Genomic DNA, 18547 nt, shown 5'->3' with positions numbered 1-18547 from the left:
TGAACAGGACGCTAGAAATAGAAACGTACACATTTCGGCGATAAAAAGGATAAGATTGTCAGTTAAATTCTTTTTTGATTTAATACAGTTATGGCCGTTAAGGGAAAGAGGAGAAACATGAAAAAGATTTTCTTCACCATTCTATTCATCATTATTGTATTCATTAGTTTAGGATATTGGAAATTCTTCACTTTATCTGGGGTTTCAGGCGGTGAAAAGATTCAATCCATACACTCGCCAGATAATACGTATACTTTACATATATACAGACATAATGGCGGTGCAACGACTAGCTTTGCTATAAGAGGAGAGCTTGTAACAAATAATAAAAAATTTATGAACAAGAAAAATATATACTGGAATTATCGTGAAGAAGATGCAACTGTACAATGGTTAGACGATCATACAGTAATGATTAATAATCATAAATTACATGTAGAGACGGACACGTATGATTTTAGAAAAAACGAAAAAGAAAAGGACTGACTTTCATCGGTCCTTTTCTTTTTATCACGCTATTCAAACGTAACTTCCACCTGTACAATCTCTGATCTACTTCCAAGTCTAAGCGGTGGTCCCCAGAATCCGAAACCAGAAGAAACAATCGCGTGGAATGCACCTTTTTGTGCGTATCCCCAGTCTAATTCGTACATTCTTCTCGTTACAATATGATTCGGCGCCATTTGTCCGCGGTGCGTGTGACCTGATAATAGTAAATCAACACCCGCCTCCGCTGCTTGTTTCAACTCAAATGGCTGGTGATCCATTGCGATAACAGGCATCGATTTATCTACCGTACTCATTAATTGTTCAAAGCTTTGGCGATCTCGCTCTGTTTTATCTCTTCTTCCAACGAGATAAAAGTCACCTTCAATTGTAATTACTTCATCTAAAAGAATACGAATATCAATCTTATCCATCTCTTGTAAAAACTCTGGAACCGCTCTACCGTAGTATTCATGGTTTCCTAATACGCCATATACGCCTAATGGTGCTTTCATTTGTTTCATGATTGGTCCCATATTCTTTTGAATGAACACACCTGGATGATCATCGATAATATCACCTGGCAGTAAAATAATATCAGGTTCCATCTCATTTACATGACGAACAAGTCTTTTTAAATGCGAAACGCCAGACAGTTTACCGAAATGCATATCAGAAGCCATCGCAATGCATAAACTTTTACGCCCCTCTACCTTTTTCGGTATGTGCACCTCGTACTTTCTTACTACCGGACTATACGCATTAAATACTCCATACGCAAAGATAAAGATAAATGCAGCTATCACAGCCGCCCCTGTCCAAATAATTGCCGCTTCTTTCTCTACTGAAAACTGTAAAAGAAAGACCATAATATTAGCTAATGGCAACAGCATAAGCGCATATTGAATAACCGCAAACCAAATCGAACCTATCGTTCGCAGAAATGGCAAAAACTTAAACACTTGCACGAGAATGTACGCATATGAAATAAATGCAACTATAAAAGCATAATATCCCCAAGATTCCCAGCCAAACACCGCATGAAGCCAAACCCATCCGTTCCAGCCAATGTAAAACATAAGTAGTGTGTATATAATTAACATAGTAAATATATTGAGATAACGAAGATTCTTCACAGCCAGCCTCCTTATTGATTTCTTTTATTATAACTTGTTATGCACTTATAACGTAAATATTAAGCACTTCGCTCATCATAGCAAAAACCTATAGTTGTTAGACTTGTATCTAACAACTATAGGCACCATTTATATCAACATTGTTTTTACAAATGCTCTTTATAAAAACTTGTTAATTTTTCAACTGCAATTTTTACTGGTTCTGGTTGATCGTATAAATCGTAATGACTCGCACCTTCCACAACAAGTAAATCTTTTTTCTCTGAAGCTGCTTTCTCATACAGCTCATGACCATCTTTATAAGAACCGAATGCGCCTTGCTTGCTACCGACAATAATTTGCAGCGGCTGCGTTAATAACGTATCTGCTAAATGGAACGCATCAAAACCAATTACCGATCCCATGCTCGTAAAGTTTAGCTTATTTGGAGAGTTAACACTTTGCCCTCGCGGCGTTGTGTAATACTCAACTGCTTCTACAATATCTATATCGGTCATACCCGCTGCTACTAACTCTTCCTGATTTTTAGGAATCCAATTTGTAATCATTTCCTCTGCTCCGCGTGCTTCAGCAGTACGTTGTTTACCAATTGCCTCTAACACACCAATCGGGTTAGACTCACGATTTAAACGACCGATATTTGCACCAACAACTGTACCAACTGCTTTAATGCGGCGCTCTGTCATCGCAGCATTTACCGCATAACCACCGCCTGCACAAACACCTAACACACCGATACGTTCTTCATCTATATAAGGAAGAGTAGTTAAATAATCTACTGCTGAGCGAATATCCTCAACTCACGCAGCTGGCTCTTCAATATATCTCGGTGTACCTTCACTTTCACCTTGATATGACGCATCAAACGCAAGCGTTACATATCCTTGTTCCGCTAACTTCTCGGCATACAATCCTGCTGTTTGATCTTTACAGCTACTACCTGGATGCACACAAACAATCGATGGATTTTGTTTCTTTTCCTCAGCACCTTCAGGAATGTTCAAAATACCTGCAACTTGTAAACCTCTTGCATAAAATCTTATATTTTCCTTCGTAACTGCCATATATAAAACCACCCTTATCTTATTATTAATTTTACACTTGTGAGAGTTATTACTCACATGTATATTTATAATAAAATGAGTAGAACCTTGTTTCAATGACCACATTTACGCATTTGGATGATAATACACACATAAAGAAATATGTGTATCAACAACGGAGGGACACGATATGGAGAAAATCGATAGAAGAATTATAAAATCACAAAACGCCATTCAATCGGCATTTATAGAAATGTTAATTACAGATGGATTTGATGAAATTACAGTTAAAAACATTACCGAAAAAGCAAACATCGGAAGAAAAACGTTTTACTTACACTATCTAGATAAGTACAATTTATTAGATAAAATTGTGGACGATCATTTAGACCAATTAAAAGAAATATGCTACGAGAAGCAAAACAAAGAATTTATAGAAGGAACAATCATATGGTTTGAATACTTCAAAGAACACAAACCATTTTTTGCGGCACTATTTAGAAGTAACAGCACCTTATCATTTCAAAAAAAATTACTAACTTTCATCATGGGTGAAATAGAGAAAAAATTAAATACAGACACATCAGTAAATAAAAACATCGATAAACATATCGTCTTAAAATTTTTAGGAACAGCTGTAATGGGCATTTTAGAGTCTTACGTGTTGGATGAAATTGATAGTGATGTTGCGTTTGTTGCGACGCAAGTTGGAGAATTGATTAGGAGGAATATATGAAATGAAACTTTAATCAGTGGGGATCTATTCATCCCCCACCTAACTTCTTTGCTTTCGCTACATTTTGAGGTGTGGGTCTTACTGCCCAGCAAATAGCGGGATAAAATAAAATCACATCAATTTCCTTAATAAGGATTGATAAAATGCTATTATCGTTATCCTTCAAAACTCATCTATGCAATTATGCATAACCATCCATTCCGTTTTATTTTCATGTTACGATATAAATGTAATACGACATATATCGACAAAGATAAAAGGAAGTGATTGTATGAAACGTTCTAAAACATACTTAAAATGTTTAGCATTATCCGCTGTTTTTGCTAGTAGCGCTGTAACTCTTTCAACACCTGCTGCTTATGCTCAAACAACATCGCAAGTTGTAACAGATATCGGGCAAAATGCAAAAACACATACGAGCTATAATACATTTAATAATGACCAAGCTGATAATATGACAATGTCTTTAAAGGTAACTTTTATCGATGACCCAAGCGCTGATAAACAGATTGCCGTTATTAATACAACTGGTAGTTTTCTAAAAGCAAATCCTACTATAAGTGATGCACCTATTGATAACTACCCAATCCCTGGCGCTAGTGCAACATTACGTTATCCTTCACAATATGATGTTGCATTTAACCTTCAAGATAACAGCGCTCGTTTCTTTAACGTAGCACCTACAAATGCTGTAGAAGAAACGACTGTAACATCTAGCGTATCTTATCAACTTGGTGGCTCTGTTAAAGCTTCTGTAACGCCTAATGGCCCTAGCGGTGAAGCTGGTGCAACTGGTCAAGTCACTTGGTCTGACTCTGTAAGCTATAAACAAACTAGTTATAAAACAAATTTAATTGACCAAACAAACAAAAACGTAAAGTGGAACGTATTCTTTAACGGATATAACAATCAAAACTGGGGTATTTATACACGTGACTCCTATCATTCTTTATATGGAAACCAACTTTTCATGTACTCTCGCACATACCTATATGAATCTGATGCAAAAGGTAATTTAATACCGATGGATCAACTTCCAGCGCTAACAAATAGCGGTTTCTCTCCTGGTATGATCGCTGTTGTTATCTCTGAAAAAAATACAGATCAATCTAACTTACAAGTCGCTTATACAAAACACGCCGACGATTACCAACTTCGTCCAGGCTACACATTCGGAACTGCAAACTGGGTTGGAAACAACGTAAAAGACGTTGATCAAAAAACATTTAATAAATTGTTCACACTAGATTGGAAGAATAAAAAATTGGTAGAGAAAAAATAAAAAAACCGAACCGCTATTTAGATGGTGGTTCGGTTTTTTATGTGAACAGCAAACTTTTCATTTCTTTTAGGTAAAAATATATAATATTCATTTTTTCGTAACACAATCATCCTTATCCCCCCGACTGAATATCTACTGATAAAATATATTATGTTATTGTACTGCTTCCGCGCGGCTTACCTCTTCATCTGGAACCCAGCCCTTATCTGCTCCAATTGAAATATTTTCTTGAATTAAACTATTAACATACTTCGCACCCCAATAATTTTTTAAGCAGCACATTTTTTAGTAGTTTTATATTTTCATTTGTTTGCTCTTTATAAGTTTTAAAATTAACATCGTATGTATCAGCTGCTTCTATATGAATATACGCAACACAATCCCTTTATTGATAATAATTATCAATAAAAAGTATCATTTCCTACACAAATACGCTTTCCGCTCATTTTTAAATAATAAATAATGAGCCGTGTGCACTTTTCTTTCCAAATAATCGATAGAATACGAGCTTGATGGATCAACTAAATCACCTATCGCACCTGAAAGTTGATCAATGACTTGCTGCAGTATTTCTAAGTTTTTCTTCTCACTTTCCGCGTTCATTTCATCCATAATGTCACAAATAAGGTATTGCACTCGCCGCAAACGTAATTCCTTCTGCTCCACTTATATCTCCTCCTTATTAGTCATATTACGGTTTAAATATATGGGTTTATAGCTTAACCGATTCTAAAAAATACAAAGGCAACCACCTTCATAAAGATGGTTGCCCCTATTTTTATACTTGCATCGCTTTTTCTCTCAAAGCTCTTCTTAACAATTTACCCGTTGTATTCTTCGGTAGCTCTGTTAAAAATTCAATACTTTTCGGCACTTTATATTTCGCTAAATGTAACGTACAGTAATGCATTAGTTCTTCTTCTGTTACGTTCGTTTGTTTCAGAACGACGTAAGCTCGCACTGCTTCTCCTAAATTTTCATCAGGAACACCGATTACAACAACTTCCGCTACAGATTCGTGCGTATATAATACTTCTTCTACTTCACGAGGGTATACGTTATAACCGCCAACTAAGACGATATCTTTTTTACGATCAACGATATAGAAATAACCTTCTTCATCCATTTTCGCCAAGTCACCTGTATATAGCCAGCCGTCTTTCAATGTCGCAGCTGTATCTTCTGGTGCATTATAGTATCCTTTCATAACGTTAGGTCCGCGAACAATTAATTCGCCGACTGCGCCGACAGGTACTTCTTCCCCAAGTTCATTTACAATTTTATTTTCTACATGCCAAATATTTGTGCCAATCGACCCTGGTTTACGAGGACGATCTAGCGGATTGAAACAAGTAACTGGTGATGCTTCTGATAAACCGTATCCTTCTGAAACAATAACGTTAAAACGTTTTTCAAAGTTTTGCAGAAGAGCAACAGGCATCGATGCACCACCGGAAATACAAAGACGAAGCGTCTTCACATCTTCTGCGCTTGCTTCTTCAAATAAATATAAATAATTGTACATTGTCGGTACGCCAGCAAAGATCGTTGGTTCGTACGTGCGACAAATACGGAATACTTCTTTCGGACTAAATTTCGGTAACATTAAAATCGTTGCCCCGTTCACAATCGGTGCATTTACCGCAACTGTTAAACAGAATACATGGAACATAGGCAGTGCCGCAACAACGCGGTCATCAGCCGTATATTGTAAATACGACGCCACATCGTTCGCATTACTATATAAATTTTTATGTGTTAACATAGCGCCTTTCGGTTTTCCAGTTGTGCCCGAAGTGTATAGAATAACCGCTACATCTTCTTCATCTAGTTCAGGACCTTCGTAAGTTGTATCTCCAGTCCCCACAAAACTAGTAAACGTTTTCATTTTTTCGGTTTCTGTATGGTTAAAATCTGATGAGGTTTCACATATGATGATGTTTTCTAATGAAGGAAGTCTTGTTGTAAGAGATTGTATAACAGGTAGAAGGACGTCGAGTACGATGATTGTTTTTACATCTCCATTTTGTAAAATATAATGCATTTCGTCTGCTGTATAAATTGGATTAACTGGAATAACAGTTGCTCCGGCTTTCATTGTTCCGTATAAACCGACCAAAAAATGTGGTGAGTTCCCAACAACTAATGCGACATTGTCCCCTTTTCCAATGCCCATTTCTGCTAAATTGCTAGAAAACCTTGTGACCATTTTGTTTAATTGGTCATATGAGACCGACTGATCCATAAATATATAAGCCGGTTTTTCCCCCTTCTTTTTTGCCGTTTCAGCCAAAGATTGAACGAGATTCACAAAAACCCCACCTTTATAAAATTTAGAATATTTAAAAATTCTAAATTAATTATATTAAAAGAAAATTAAAGTGGCAAGTGATATTCTATTAACTGCATATAGACAGATCACCTTCTCTTAGTTTACTTTGGAAAAATAAGGGGATTTTATTTACAAGTAATTTATAACACTAGACCAAAAATCATTTTAGGATAATATGCACTCATCTTTTTTCTAAGATTTTCAAGTTCCTCTTTATTTAAGCTCGTATACTCCCCATACAAATTCAAAACGTCCGCTCCATTTTCATGAAAGTACACGGTAACATATAATGCCGGTAACCCTGTATTGTCTTCATCTATCGATAAGACGACATCTGGTGTTTTATTAACAGTGCTGAATGTTTCATTTCTTTTCCACTTCTTATTTTGAAACATGTCTTGTATATCATGTATCTTTCGTTTGTTATCTGTATGCGTAAAATATATAACATTATCCTCCGCTGGTTTTCCGATAGACAAAATTGTACGACTTGAGGGCGATCCACTGCTACACGCTGTCATTCCGACGACGAAGCTAAGTAATAATACAACGTACATTACCCTTTTCATTTCGATTCGCCTCCTTTTGAATATATATTCCTTTACGAGGGGCAAATGTCCTGTGATTTTATGTTTTGTGGTAAATGAAATTATATGAGCGATTTTTCAGTTATATCAGCGCAACTCAATTTATATCAGCGATTTTCCAGTTATATCGACTTACCGACAAAATCTGACAATCTACACAAAAAGAAAGAGGCTGCCCGTTATGGCAACCTCCCTTATTTTTAGAAGAATAAATGTAAGAAATCTTCTGTTGTAATGTTACCGAAGTAACGTGCAATATCTACGCCTTCTAAAGCTGCAGTGAATGCATCTTTATCGAATTGAACGCCTGTTAGACGCTCTTCAATATCATGAACATCTAGTGAACCGAAGAAGTCGCCGTAAATTTTGCATTCTGTTACTGTTCCTTTTTTCACTTCAAGACGAACGTCAACTTGTCCAACTGGGAAGCGGTGTGAATGTTGTAAGTTGAACTTCGGTGATTTTCCGTAGTTCCAATCCCAATTTTGGTAACGTTCTTCAGAAAGTTTATGGATCTCTTTCCAATCCTCTTCTGTTAATTCATACATTGGGATTTCTGTTTCTCCTTCGAAAATTGTTTCTAGAAGAAGTTGTCTAAACTCTTCTGTCGTCATTTCTTCGTTTAGGAACTCTGTAATGTTCGCAACGCGGCTACGGATTGATTTAATACCTTTTGATTGAATCTTATCCATTTTTACTTTTAATGCCGATACGACGTGATCGATTTCAGAGTCAAATAGTAACGTACCGTGACTGAACATACGACCTTTCGTTGAGAACTGCGCGTTACCTGAAATTTTTCTACCTTCAGCTAAAATGTCGTTACGACCACTTAGTTCTGCATTTACGCCTAATTTACCAAGCGCTTTCGTTACAGGCTCTGTGAATTTTTTGAAGTTGCTGAAACTGTCTCCATCATCTTTCGTAATAAAGCTGAAGTTTAAGTTTCCTAAATCGTGATATACTGCGCCCCCGCCTGATAGACGACGAACGACATGAATCCCTTTTTCTTTTACGTAATCAGCATTAATTTCTTCTACTGTGTTTTGGTTTTTACCAATGATAATAGAAGGTTCGTTAATGTAGAACAGTAAATATGTTTCGTTAATATCTAAATTCTTCACACAATATTCTTCAATTGCTAAGTTTATTCTAGGATCTGTAATCCCTTTATTATCAATAAATAACATCGTATCACCTCATGAGTTCCATACGTAGCCACTATGCGCTAACGTAATATGGCCACTAAAAATTTGTTTTGCTTCTGTTACTAAATCAGATGGGTTGCCTGTATGCGGTAAGTGCGTTAATAGAAGTTCTTTTACGTTCGCATCTTTCGCAATACTTGCCACTTCTGTACTATTCATATGCCCTGCTTTCGCTGCTTCCTGATGTGCATACATATTACACTCACAAATGAAAAGATCAGCATCTTTTGTGAATGGAATAAATTCAGGAATATAACTGGAATCAGCACTATATACTACAGCGTCACTACCAGCTGTAATACGCATCGCAAAGCATGTAACAGGATGGACAGTTTTTAAGAATGAAATCGAGAACGGTCCAACTTGAAGTGTTTCTTCTGGATTGTACGCGATTCCTTTCGTATGTGGTTCATGCGTTAAAGAATGGAATCCATTCTCGTCAAAGGTATGGCCGTATATTGGTAATTCCGGTAGCTGCCCCTTCGCCCCGCTCATAATTAATCTCGTATATTGCAATACCCCAATGTCTGCAACATGATCGTGATGATAATGCGAAAGTACAACTGCATCTATATCAGATGGTGTTATATATTTTTGAAGCTGTGCTAGTACACCACTACCACAGTCTACAAGTAAACGAAAACCATCGTGTTCAAACAAATACCCCGACGTTGCTTCTCCCGCTTCTGGAAAGCCGCCCCAAAAGCCGACAACAGTCATTTTCATATGTATCCATCCTTTCTAAAACCGAGTAGAAATGCATGTTTTACTTACATCCTACATTGTTAACTATAATCCATTTCCTAAACTTTTTCATTAATTTTCAATTTTGTTATAAAACAGTTGTTGACTTTTATTTTTTGTACTAATACAATGATAGTAAGAAATGGAAATGGAGGGATTGACATGATCGATCAACCAATGGAGTTTTTCAGAAATTTACCGACGAAAACTTGTGCACACTGCGGGAAAGAAATTGATGAGCAACACGAAGCATACCATAACAAATGTGATGATTGCGTTCACGAAGAATAGTAGTTTTTGAACATAAAAAAACCTAGCAGACATAGTCTACTAGGCTAATAACATCTTATCCTTCATCGTTGAACCTTTCACCAAGAGCTCCAGTTCAAACTCATACAATTCTTTTTTCCGATAATTTTTCGTATGGATTTTATCCATCATTAGGTCGACAACTTTTCGGGCCATTTCATCAATTGGCTGTTCAATTGTCGTAATACCTGGTTCTGTAATCTGCGATAATATTTGATTATCAAAACCGATAACAGCAAGATCATCTGGAATGCTCCAGTTATGGCGTTTCGCCTCTGAGATAATTCCAGCTGCTACCTCATCGCCTCCTGCCAAAATCGCGGTAGGATTTTTTTTGTCCTTTAATACTTCATGGAATATTCGTTTTCCATCTTCCCAAGAGAAAGCGTTTTCAAGAAAGTCAATCGCTTCTACTTGGCGGCTCTTCTCAGTTATTGCACGTAAAAAGCCCATTTTTCGCTGCTGGCTAACGACTTTGGTTTCGTTACCACGGCAAAAAATAAGATTACGATATCCTTGATCTAACACATGCTTCGCAGCTATGTATGCTCCTTGCGCATGATCAAACTTCACTGTTGGAATATTTGCTTCCTCAATATATTCATTACACAACACGATTGGACCGTGCTGTAAGTATGGCTCTACATCTTCCCACGGATTTTCTAGTGAACATAGAATAATCCCATCTACTTGTTTCGTAGATAATAATTGTAAATACTCCATCTCTTTTTCCGGTAAATATCTTGTTTGACAAATAATCAGTTTATATTTATGTTCAGAAGCAGCAATCTCGATTGCTTCAATAAATCTACTGAAGAAAGGATTTGTAATCCTTGGAACTAGCACCGCAATTGTTTCCGTTTTTTGTTTACGAAGCCTTCTCGCCGCAGAATTAGGAACGAAGCCTAAATGCTTCATTGCTAATTGAACCCTTTTTTTCTTCTCATCTGAAACATATGGATGATTATTAATCACCCTAGAAACCGTTGTCCTTGATAACCCTGCTAATTTCGCCACGTCCTCTATAGTCGACACGAAATTCTCCCCCTTTGCATGAAAACGTTTTCTTAAATTGATTATATAGTATATTATTGGAAACTGCAATATCGGTTGTTATGATTTTACTATATTAATATTATACATAGGGAAAAGTCTGTTAATGGGAGGGGAAAACATACTGCTTTTAGAAGTTTATAGTAAGCATATTTATAAAAATTTGAAGGTGATATTTCATGAATCGGACAGATCGTTTATTAGCCATATTAATTGAATTACAAAGAAGACAAACTGTTACAGCAAAAAGCTTAGCTGAAAAATTCGAAACAAGTATAAGGACTATTTATCGAGACATGGATGCACTTAGTGAATCTGGCGTCCCACTTTTCGCCATGCCCGGCCACGGTTATTCATTAATGGATGGTTATTTCTTGCCCCCCATTCAGCTTACGCCTGAAGAGGCTGTTACTCTTTTACTAGGCGGTGATTATATCGAGAAAACTTTTACTTCTTCTTTTTCTGTACATGCACGATCAGCAAAAGAGAAACTTGAAATTGTTCTCCCTGCTGATCAACAAAAGAAAGCCCGGGAATTACGAGGAACTTTTCGTTTTCTTTCTCCTATATTTTCGCAGCAACAACCTGAACAAAAAAAACTTGAAAACCAACTGATTCTGTTGCAAGAATCTATACAAAAAGAACAAGCTGTCTCTTTTTCTTATCGTAAACCGAGGGAAAATACAAAAATGCAGCGGACCGTCCATCCTTACGGCTTAGTCAATATTTCGGGAATTTGGTACATCGTTGCACATTGCTTACTTCGAAAACAAATACGCAATTTTCGTTTAGATCGTATGGATACGTTACAGCAAGAACAAGAATTCTTTACAAAGCCGAAAGACTTTTCTTTACAAAACTATAAACCTGAAAGCAATCGGACTTTTACGGTTCATTTACTATTTCCATCACATATTGCACATAAGATTATTGAATCCCGCTACTTTTTTATAGATTCATACGAGCATAGAGATAGCAGTTTTCACGTTTTTTTGAAATCAAGAAACATAGACGAAGTATTTCAGTGGGTATTGAGCTGGGGAAGCCAAGTGAAAGTACTTGAGCCAAAAATTCTTTCTGAGAAAATTCGTGATGAAGCAAAAAAAATGTTAAAACTTTAATTTCACTACTGACATAATGTTGTCAGTAGCCATCCTTTATATTAGGTATTAACAAATACATTTTTATAAAAAGGAGTTAACACTATGAAGAAATTTGAGGAGTTAGCAACGTATTACATAGAGGAATTAGAAAAGTACTCTATAGAGCAATTTAGGATGAAGCCTTCTAGTGAGGAATGGTCTCTTGGTCAAATGTATAATCATTTAATTGCCTCCACATACATGCAGTTAAATGCAATCACAAAATGTAAAATAGAAACACCATCAATAACTAACATAAAAACAGAGATGGGTGAAAAAGTATATAAACTTGGTGCTTTCCCAAATATACAAATTAAAGTACCAAATCATCCTGGATATACACCTGAAAATCCAGGCACCAAAGAAGAAATGCAGAAACAATTTCTAGAATTAATTACAATTGTAAAAAATACAGAGCCAACACTTTCTTCTATTCCAAGTGATTGTAAAGTCGAACATCCTGGGCTTGGTTACTTAAATGCAGCAGAATGGTTTCAACTTATTTCTATGCATTTTGCTCATCATCTTCGTCAGAAAGAAAGATTGGAACTTAAGGTTTGCTAAGTGTTAACAATTCCACTAAAAAGAGACTGCCAATATTGGCAGTCTCTTTTTAGTGGAATATGCACCGCCTATACAATTCATAAATTCCCACTTGCTATCAATAGAATACTCCTCTTTGTTATTCAATATAAAACCCCATCAATACGTCATCTCCATATGATCCATCTTCATACTTTATTTGCTTTCTTTGTCTTCCTTCTTCTACAAAACCCATACGTTTGTACACTTTAATTGCCCGATCATTAACAGAAACTACACCTAAACAAATTTTTTCTAAACCTTTCTGCCTTTTAGCCCAACTAATAAGAAATTCAATTAATTTCGTGCCGATGCCTTGATTACAATACGCCTCTTTAATCCCCATTCCCATTGTGCCTGCGTGTTGTAACCGTTCTAGTTCATATCGGTTGAAAATTAAAAAGCCAACTACCTTCCCATCTACTTCATACACGATATAAAGATTTCCTTTCTCATTGCTTTTCCGTATCTTTTCTCTTTCTGCATTCATATCATTCGGTAACTTCTTCGGGGATACTATGAAAAACTTTGTAGTATTTTCCGATAATATAATTTCTTTTCTAATGTTCATTATTGCTTCTGCATCAGCCTCTTTTGCTAATCGTATCATTGAATCACCTCGTACTTTTTCTTTTAAAAAATAATATTAAAACTATAAAACGTCCAATATGCAATATTGCATATTGAGAATCTTTTTACTCTTGATACAATATTCATACATCAAAATAAAAGGAATGTATGCAATGAATCCAATCTTAACAGCTGCAAAACAACTATTACATAAAGAAGAAAAGATTTTATCTACTTTAAAATGTTCACTTACTGGCTATATGATTACGCATAAAGTCCCGTATCCTGGCATGTTACTTGCTACTAATCAAAGACTTCTCTTTTTTAGCCAATATAAAAACACATTCATTGCCGAATTTGATTATGAAAAAATTCTATCCATAGAAACGAAGAGAAGAATCTTTGACAAAAAAATAATATTTTACTATGAAGATGAATATATAACGCTTGGGTACATTACAAGTTCGAATGTTGAAGCGTTCATAGACTTACTACAAAGAAACAGCAAGACTAGCACAGGCTTATAATCAGCGGGGATCCCCTCGCTGATTCATTATTTTAACTCCTCCCACTTCGTCCAAACTTCTCTCCCGTTTATACGGTACATATTATCCTCTCTATCCATAAACCTATGTACAATAAATTCACGTCTAATCGTACAAAAATCATCATGATATTGTTTTATAAATGTATTAATTTCTTTTTCTGTATATTGATTTCCAGCATCTAACTTGCTAATTAAATGCTCTAACAATACTAGTTTCTTCTTCTTTTGACCTGGAATCGATTTTAAACGATCCTCTTTATCGAAAAAGTTACGAATGGTCGTATCACGGAATTTCATTTCACTTTCAGTCATTTTGTTGTCCTCCATCGATTTTTACGCCATAAAACTTTATTATTTGTCCTCACTATTCTTCTTCATTCTTTTACTTATAACATCCATAAAGTAATACCCGCTAATTAGCACATAGTAAACTAAAAGTATTCCTAGTGCATCTTTCATATTTATATGTTTTTCTTTATGAAACAAGATAGGTGAAAGGGCGTAAACAAGAAAGATGATTAGCGGATTTAAGATAAAATAATAAGTAAGATTTCCTTTCATCATATCAACTCCTCTATTCTAGTTTTCTCTGTAAATTGTTGTAAATCCTTTTCTTTCGTTTAAACTGCACATGCGATATGGTGAAATTAAGGAGAAGGATGATTATAAATGATATTTCACTCTAAAATTGATAAATTTTTCTTATTCATTATCTTTTTTGCTATTTTTCACCATAAGTGCTTCAACACTGCTTCCTCTCTTATTCGATAATGACGCTACTACGACAGACGTATATATTCTACTATCTATTTTCTTTGTATCTTCTGGTTTCCTATTATGGAATTCCTTTTCATTTTTACTCCTCTCACCCACACTTTCTTCAAACTGACTTACCACTTTTACATTTGCAACCTATTATTCAAATTAACAAATTAAAAATGGTAAATTATGTTACAATTAACTTATACATACTTTGGAGGGTACATAGTGAAAAAAGCTATTATAGTATTAAGCATTCTATATCTTATTTTAACCGTACATACAGGAGCTGTTCTTTTAGGAAAAGAAGATTATAGAAGTGCTATCAATACATTAAAAGAAACGAAAGAAGTCTCTTCATTTCAATCTGCAAAAGACGGTGTGATTTTATTAAAAGGAGCATTAACTACTGCGCAACCTATTACAGAGGAAAAACTTCAAAATAAAGAATTCGCACTCCTTGAAATTAATACGTATAAACGACGAAAAGCAAATTGGATAAACATTGATACAGAGCAACATATTGCAAAGCAGCTCTTACTAAATAATGAGGTTCTTCCTGCATTAAAAGAAATTCGTTTTTCGATGGAACCAATTACACTGTCAGGAAAAGATATTTCCATCGAAGATTACTCACTAAAAAAGGATGATACTCAATTAACAATTAAAAGTAAAGGATACCGATATACGGGAATAGAAAACAAATCAGACACTCTTATTTTTGGCATAAAAAAGGGGGATACCCTTGAAGGGTATAGCGGTTCTGAAATTCTAATAGGAAAAACAAAAGAGGAAATTGCTAGTAATATGAAACTATATACTTTTGCTGAAAAATATGGTCCATTTATTTGGATTGTAGCTACAATTATTCTTATAAGTATCGTTATATACTTGTTCCGTAAAAACAGAAAAACAAATGAACTTTCTCAACCAATGAAGTGAAACTTTAATCAGTGGGGGTTTCTTCATCCCCCACTGATTATTAGCCCTCACCAATCGGGCTTTAATGGGCAGTTGATCCCCACCTAACTTCTTTGCTTTCGCTGAATTTTGAGGTGGGGTCTTACTGCCCATCATTAAAGCGGGATAAAACAAAACTAATAAAAAAAGCACCAAAAAGGTGCTTTTATCTACGCTTCAACCGATTGATTTTCAAGCACATTTTTAAATTTTCGTTTGTGCATCAAAGTTAAAGAAACGATTGTTCCAAATGATAATACAACGATAAAAATCATGAGTATTCCTATGTTTTTCCACATGAAGTCAAAGTCTCCACTCGATACGACTGCTTTCAATCCTGATACAGAGTATGTCATCGGTAACCAAGCATTGAATGGTTGTAAAAACTTCGGAATCAATTCTAGTGGGAATGTTCCGGCACTTGTTGTAAGCTGCATAATTAATGTGATGATGGCGATAAAACGGCCTGCATCACCAAAAGCTGTTACTAAACATTGAATTAATGCGATAAATGCTAAGCTTGTAACGATGCTAAAGAGTATGAAGTACGGAATACTTTGTACTTCTACACCTAATCCAAACAGTAATATAACATCTGCTACTATCGCTTGAATAATACCAACTGATAGTAAAACACCGAACTTACTAATAAACCAACTAAATCCTGATTTTGGAACTCCTACTGTATCGCGTAATGGATATACAATTGATAATAGTAATGCCCCAACGAATAAACCGAGTGATAGGAAATACGGCGTAAATCCAGTTCCGTAGTTAGGAACTTCCGCCATTTTCTCCGTCTTCACTTTTACAGGACTTGCAAACATATCATACGTTTTATCCGTCCCTTTTACTTCACCAGTTTTCACTGCCCCTTCGCCAAGTTTCTCAGCAAGTTCACCTGAACCATCGTTTACTTTTACGAGACCATCCGTTACTTTTCCTGATCCGTCTGCTAGTTTATTAACGCCATCGATTAGCTGGGTTGAGCCAGTTGATAATGTGCCTAAGCCTGTTGTTACTTGACCGGAGCCATCTGCTAATTGATTTACTCCACCTGCCATTTGATTTGCTCCTACAGATAATGTACCTAAACCGCCTGTTACTTGGCTTGAGCCATCCGTTAATTGGTTTACTCCTGCAGATAATGTTCCTAAACCACCTGTTACTTGGCTTGAGCCATCTGCTAATTGATTTACTCCTGCAGATAATTGACCTAATCCATCTGTTACTTTTCCAGAGCCGCTTTGTAATTGCGTTACTCCATCAATTAATTGAACTGATCCATCTTTTAATTTATCAGCACCTATTTTTGCATTATCTAATCCCTCACCAAATCCATGAAATTTACTAACAAATTCATTTTGTGCGTTCGTTAGTTTCTCAACACCACCTGCCAGAGCTTTCATCCCTGCTAGATTTGGTAATTTATTTTGCAATCCATTTGTTGTTTGATGTATTTCACCCTTTAATTGTTTTACTTCTTCATTTAGTTTATTTGTTCCACCTGCTACTCCGGCAGCCTTTTGCTGAACTGTCGCTGTACTTTTTACAGCACTTGTTATGAACGGTTGTAACTGCTCTTGATATTCTTTTGGTAAACTTTCAATTTGCTTTTGTAAATTCGCTACATCTTGTGCTGCAGTTTTAGCATCTCCTACTGTTGATTGCGTAAGTTCATTTAACTGATTTATATTCGCCCCAGCTCCATCTATTTTTTCATTTACTGTATTCAATATAGAAGGAACTTTCGACTGCATTTCCTCTAAGCCTGCAGCAGACTTTTGTACGTTACTATTTAAATCTTGCAATCCCTTTTGAATTTCTTGAGACCCTTTTTCTAATTGACTTCGCCCTTCAACAAGTTTTCCCATACCATTTGATAGATCAGTTGTTCCTGTTTTTAAATCACCGGATTTACTTACTAATTTGTTCAAGCCACCGGTCACTTTCTCAGATCCATCACGCAATTCACCCGTTTTGCTATTTAATGTATTTAAACCTGCTGTTACTTTTCCGGAGCCATCTACTAATTTCCCGATACCTGCATTGCTATTTAATACATGTAAACCATCTGTTACTTTTCCGGAGCCATCTACTAATTTCCCGATACCTATTTGCATTTCACCGGTTTTGCTATTTAACGTATTTAAACCTGCTGTCACTTTCCCAGATCCATCAAATAGTTTCTCAACTCCATCCTTCATCTCCCCAGACTTCCATTGAAGTGTATGAAGGCCATCCGTCACTTTACTTGAACCATCATGCAATTCACTTGATCCGTCGTGTAGTTTACTTGCCCCTTCTGATCCATCTGCTAATCCTTTTGAGACATCTTTAATAGAATCGAACATTTTCTCTGCATATGTTTTCGTTAACGTGCTTGATACTTCAGTTTTAATCTTTTCAATGGCTGTTCCTCCAATTTGTGAAGATAAGAAGTTTAAGCTTTCGTTTGGAATGTACTCTAAGTTTAATGGCTTTGGATTGTCTTTTAGTAACGTTGTAGCGTTACTTGAGAAGTCATCTGGAATGCGCACTAACATGTAATACTTTCTACCTTCCATTCCTTTCTTCGCTTCTTTTTCACTTACGAACTCCCATTTAAAACTTTTATTATCTTTTAAATTATCAACGAGCCCTTTTCCGACCTCAATTGATTTCCCATCAAATACTGCGCCTTTATCTAAATTGACTACTGCAACTGGTAAGTCATCTAACTGTTTATACGGATCCCAAAAGGCCCACAAAAACATCCCTGCATATAAAATCGGTACGAATAAGACCGCAATAATTGGAATTAATATTTTTTTACTTTTTATAATTTCCGTGAACTCTTTCCGAAGTAACTGATTCCCTTTCATAATTTCTCCCCCTTTTATAAAATGACCAAAATGTTCATATAGTCATTTTTACCCAAACAAAAAGGCTATACTTGTTCATACATATGCCTTATCCCCGAATTTATTACTATGCAACTTTTTCTTATTATGATTATAATTTTTCTATATCCCCTCTTAACTTAAATATATGACCGTATTGTTCATTTGGTCATTTTTTATAAAATTAAA

20 protein-coding genes and 1 pseudogene are annotated in these 18547 nt (G+C 35.7%); 8 read left to right on the top strand and 13 right to left on the bottom strand.

The features are described 5' to 3' along the window. The first annotated feature begins 117 nt into the window (after nucleotides 1–117). On the top strand, nucleotides 118–486 hold the full coding sequence (locus ACTFRY_RS10040; protein ID WP_098616885.1) for a DUF5412 family protein: 369 nt from the start codon (nucleotides 118–120) through the stop codon (nucleotides 484–486). Nucleotides 487–515: 29 nt separating this feature from the next. On the opposite strand, the gene ACTFRY_RS10035 is transcribed toward ACTFRY_RS10040, so the two are convergent. Continuing rightward, a complete protein-coding gene (locus ACTFRY_RS10035; RefSeq protein WP_098616886.1) occupies nucleotides 516–1622 on the bottom strand; it encodes a metallophosphoesterase in 1107 nt (368 codons plus the stop codon). 146 nt (nucleotides 1623–1768) lie between these two features. Further along, nucleotides 1769–2686: pseudogene (locus ACTFRY_RS10030) on the bottom strand (alpha/beta hydrolase). A gap of 169 nt (nucleotides 2687–2855) precedes the next feature. On the opposite strand from ACTFRY_RS10030, the gene ACTFRY_RS10025 reads away from it, so the two are divergent. Further along, complete coding sequence (locus tag ACTFRY_RS10025; protein ID WP_000410998.1) at nucleotides 2856–3401, top strand: TetR/AcrR family transcriptional regulator; 546 nt, start codon at nucleotides 2856–2858, stop codon at nucleotides 3399–3401. A gap of 271 nt (nucleotides 3402–3672) precedes the next feature. Next, nucleotides 3673–4683, top strand: a complete 1011-nt coding sequence (gene cytK2 / locus ACTFRY_RS10020; RefSeq protein WP_000830629.1) for a beta-channel forming cytolysin CytK2 — start codon at nucleotides 3673–3675, stop codon at nucleotides 4681–4683. Between the two features lie 414 nt (nucleotides 4684–5097). Here cytK2 and ACTFRY_RS10015 read toward each other — a convergent pair whose 3' ends face one another. The 5 genes from ACTFRY_RS10015 to ACTFRY_RS09995 form a co-directional block, all read right to left on the bottom strand. Then, nucleotides 5098–5349 carry a hypothetical protein gene (locus tag ACTFRY_RS10015; protein ID WP_061664466.1) on the bottom strand — a complete coding sequence of 84 codons (252 nt, stop codon included), beginning with the start codon at nucleotides 5347–5349 and terminating at the stop codon, nucleotides 5098–5100. A gap of 112 nt (nucleotides 5350–5461) precedes the next feature. After that, nucleotides 5462–6994, bottom strand: a complete 1533-nt coding sequence (locus ACTFRY_RS10010; RefSeq protein ID WP_098616888.1) for a fatty acid--CoA ligase family protein — start codon at nucleotides 6992–6994, stop codon at nucleotides 5462–5464. A 161-nt stretch (nucleotides 6995–7155) separates the two neighbouring features. Beyond that, nucleotides 7156–7584 (bottom strand): hypothetical protein, encoded by a 429-nt coding sequence (locus ACTFRY_RS10005; protein ID WP_000832641.1) that lies wholly within the window; start codon nucleotides 7582–7584, stop codon nucleotides 7156–7158. A 218-nt stretch (nucleotides 7585–7802) separates the two neighbouring features. After that, nucleotides 7803–8792 (bottom strand): lipoate--protein ligase, encoded by a 990-nt coding sequence (locus ACTFRY_RS10000; protein ID WP_098616889.1) that lies wholly within the window; start codon nucleotides 8790–8792, stop codon nucleotides 7803–7805. A gap of 9 nt (nucleotides 8793–8801) precedes the next feature. Beyond that, nucleotides 8802–9536, bottom strand: a complete 735-nt coding sequence (locus tag ACTFRY_RS09995; protein ID WP_098616890.1) for an MBL fold metallo-hydrolase — start codon at nucleotides 9534–9536, stop codon at nucleotides 8802–8804. 180 nt (nucleotides 9537–9716) lie between these two features. On the opposite strand from ACTFRY_RS09995, the gene yhfH reads away from it, so the two are divergent. Further along, nucleotides 9717–9845, top strand: a complete 129-nt coding sequence (gene yhfH, locus ACTFRY_RS09990) for a protein YhfH (protein WP_000567010.1) — start codon at nucleotides 9717–9719, stop codon at nucleotides 9843–9845. 39 nt (nucleotides 9846–9884) lie between these two features. On the opposite strand, the gene ACTFRY_RS09985 is transcribed toward yhfH, so the two are convergent. Further along, entirely contained in the window at nucleotides 9885–10898 is a 1014-nt protein-coding gene (locus tag ACTFRY_RS09985) for a LacI family DNA-binding transcriptional regulator (protein WP_000103715.1), read from the bottom strand. A 197-nt stretch (nucleotides 10899–11095) separates the two neighbouring features. Here ACTFRY_RS09985 and ACTFRY_RS09980 point away from each other — a divergent pair, with 197 nt between their 5' ends. Together ACTFRY_RS09980 and ACTFRY_RS09975 are read left to right on the top strand one after the other, a co-directional pair. After that, nucleotides 11096–12037, top strand: coding sequence for a helix-turn-helix transcriptional regulator (locus ACTFRY_RS09980; protein ID WP_098616891.1), 942 nt, complete (start codon nucleotides 11096–11098; stop codon nucleotides 12035–12037). 84 nt (nucleotides 12038–12121) lie between these two features. Next, entirely contained in the window at nucleotides 12122–12622 is a 501-nt protein-coding gene (locus ACTFRY_RS09975; protein ID WP_098616892.1) for a DinB family protein, read from the top strand. A 118-nt stretch (nucleotides 12623–12740) separates the two neighbouring features. Here ACTFRY_RS09975 and ACTFRY_RS09970 read toward each other — a convergent pair whose 3' ends face one another. Further along, nucleotides 12741–13250, bottom strand: coding sequence for a GNAT family N-acetyltransferase (locus ACTFRY_RS09970; RefSeq protein WP_097855559.1), 510 nt, complete (start codon nucleotides 13248–13250; stop codon nucleotides 12741–12743). Nucleotides 13251–13383: 133 nt separating this feature from the next. Here ACTFRY_RS09970 and ACTFRY_RS09965 point away from each other — a divergent pair, with 133 nt between their 5' ends. Beyond that, complete coding sequence (locus tag ACTFRY_RS09965) at nucleotides 13384–13737, top strand: PH domain-containing protein (protein WP_001068220.1); 354 nt, start codon at nucleotides 13384–13386, stop codon at nucleotides 13735–13737. Between the two features lie 26 nt (nucleotides 13738–13763). Here ACTFRY_RS09965 and ACTFRY_RS09960 read toward each other — a convergent pair whose 3' ends face one another. From ACTFRY_RS09960 to ACTFRY_RS09950, 3 genes are all read right to left on the bottom strand, one after another. Next, nucleotides 13764–14069, bottom strand: a complete 306-nt coding sequence (locus ACTFRY_RS09960; RefSeq protein WP_000140286.1) for a DUF2087 domain-containing protein — start codon at nucleotides 14067–14069, stop codon at nucleotides 13764–13766. A 39-nt stretch (nucleotides 14070–14108) separates the two neighbouring features. After that, nucleotides 14109–14321 carry a hypothetical protein gene (locus ACTFRY_RS09955; protein ID WP_098616893.1) on the bottom strand — a complete coding sequence of 71 codons (213 nt, stop codon included), beginning with the start codon at nucleotides 14319–14321 and terminating at the stop codon, nucleotides 14109–14111. Nucleotides 14322–14459: 138 nt separating this feature from the next. Then, entirely contained in the window at nucleotides 14460–14654 is a 195-nt protein-coding gene (locus tag ACTFRY_RS09950) for a hypothetical protein (protein WP_098616894.1), read from the bottom strand. 51 nt (nucleotides 14655–14705) lie between these two features. On the opposite strand from ACTFRY_RS09950, the gene ACTFRY_RS09945 reads away from it, so the two are divergent. Further along, complete coding sequence (locus ACTFRY_RS09945) at nucleotides 14706–15458, top strand: hypothetical protein (RefSeq protein ID WP_003283506.1); 753 nt, start codon at nucleotides 14706–14708, stop codon at nucleotides 15456–15458. 188 nt (nucleotides 15459–15646) lie between these two features. Here the strand turns inward: ACTFRY_RS09945 and ACTFRY_RS09940 are convergent, their stop codons facing one another. Next, nucleotides 15647–18340: a YhgE/Pip domain-containing protein gene (locus tag ACTFRY_RS09940; RefSeq protein WP_098616895.1), complete on the bottom strand. Its 2694-nt coding sequence runs from the start codon at nucleotides 18338–18340 to the stop codon at nucleotides 15647–15649. Nucleotides 18341–18547 lie beyond the last annotated feature (207 nt).

The organism is Bacillus cereus group sp. MYBK195-1 (assembly GCF_051916605.1).
Taxonomy (GTDB): domain Bacteria; phylum Bacillota; class Bacilli; order Bacillales; family Bacillaceae_G; genus Bacillus_A; species Bacillus_A cereus.
Note: the sequence above shows the minus strand (reverse complement) of the source record. Positions and strands in the feature narration are given on the sequence as shown.

Coding starts and splice junctions, on each gene's coding strand:
- ACTFRY_RS09970 (WP_097855559.1), bottom strand. CDS start 13,250: ATGATACGATTAGCAAAAGAGGCTGATGCAGAAGCAATAATGAACATT.
- ACTFRY_RS09965 (WP_001068220.1), top strand. CDS start 13,384: ATGAATCCAATCTTAACAGCTGCAAAACAACTATTACATAAAGAAGAA.
- ACTFRY_RS09945 (WP_003283506.1), top strand. CDS start 14,706: ATGTTACAATTAACTTATACATACTTTGGAGGGTACATAGTGAAAAAA.
- ACTFRY_RS09955 (WP_098616893.1), bottom strand. CDS start 14,321: ATGATGAAAGGAAATCTTACTTATTATTTTATCTTAAATCCGCTAATC.
- ACTFRY_RS10040 (WP_098616885.1), top strand. CDS start 118: ATGAAAAAGATTTTCTTCACCATTCTATTCATCATTATTGTATTCATT.
- ACTFRY_RS10000 (WP_098616889.1), bottom strand. CDS start 8,792: ATGTTATTTATTGATAATAAAGGGATTACAGATCCTAGAATAAACTTA.
- ACTFRY_RS10005 (WP_000832641.1), bottom strand. CDS start 7,584: ATGAAAAGGGTAATGTACGTTGTATTATTACTTAGCTTCGTCGTCGGA.
- cytK2 (WP_000830629.1), top strand. CDS start 3,673: ATGAAACGTTCTAAAACATACTTAAAATGTTTAGCATTATCCGCTGTT.
- ACTFRY_RS09995 (WP_098616890.1), bottom strand. CDS start 9,536: ATGAAAATGACTGTTGTCGGCTTTTGGGGCGGCTTTCCAGAAGCGGGA.
- ACTFRY_RS09975 (WP_098616892.1), top strand. CDS start 12,122: ATGAAGAAATTTGAGGAGTTAGCAACGTATTACATAGAGGAATTAGAA.
- yhfH (WP_000567010.1), top strand. CDS start 9,717: ATGATCGATCAACCAATGGAGTTTTTCAGAAATTTACCGACGAAAACT.
- ACTFRY_RS10025 (WP_000410998.1), top strand. CDS start 2,856: ATGGAGAAAATCGATAGAAGAATTATAAAATCACAAAACGCCATTCAA.
- ACTFRY_RS09960 (WP_000140286.1), bottom strand. CDS start 14,069: ATGACTGAAAGTGAAATGAAATTCCGTGATACGACCATTCGTAACTTT.
- ACTFRY_RS09980 (WP_098616891.1), top strand. CDS start 11,096: ATGAATCGGACAGATCGTTTATTAGCCATATTAATTGAATTACAAAGA.
- ACTFRY_RS09940 (WP_098616895.1), bottom strand. CDS start 18,340: ATGAAAGGGAATCAGTTACTTCGGAAAGAGTTCACGGAAATTATAAAA.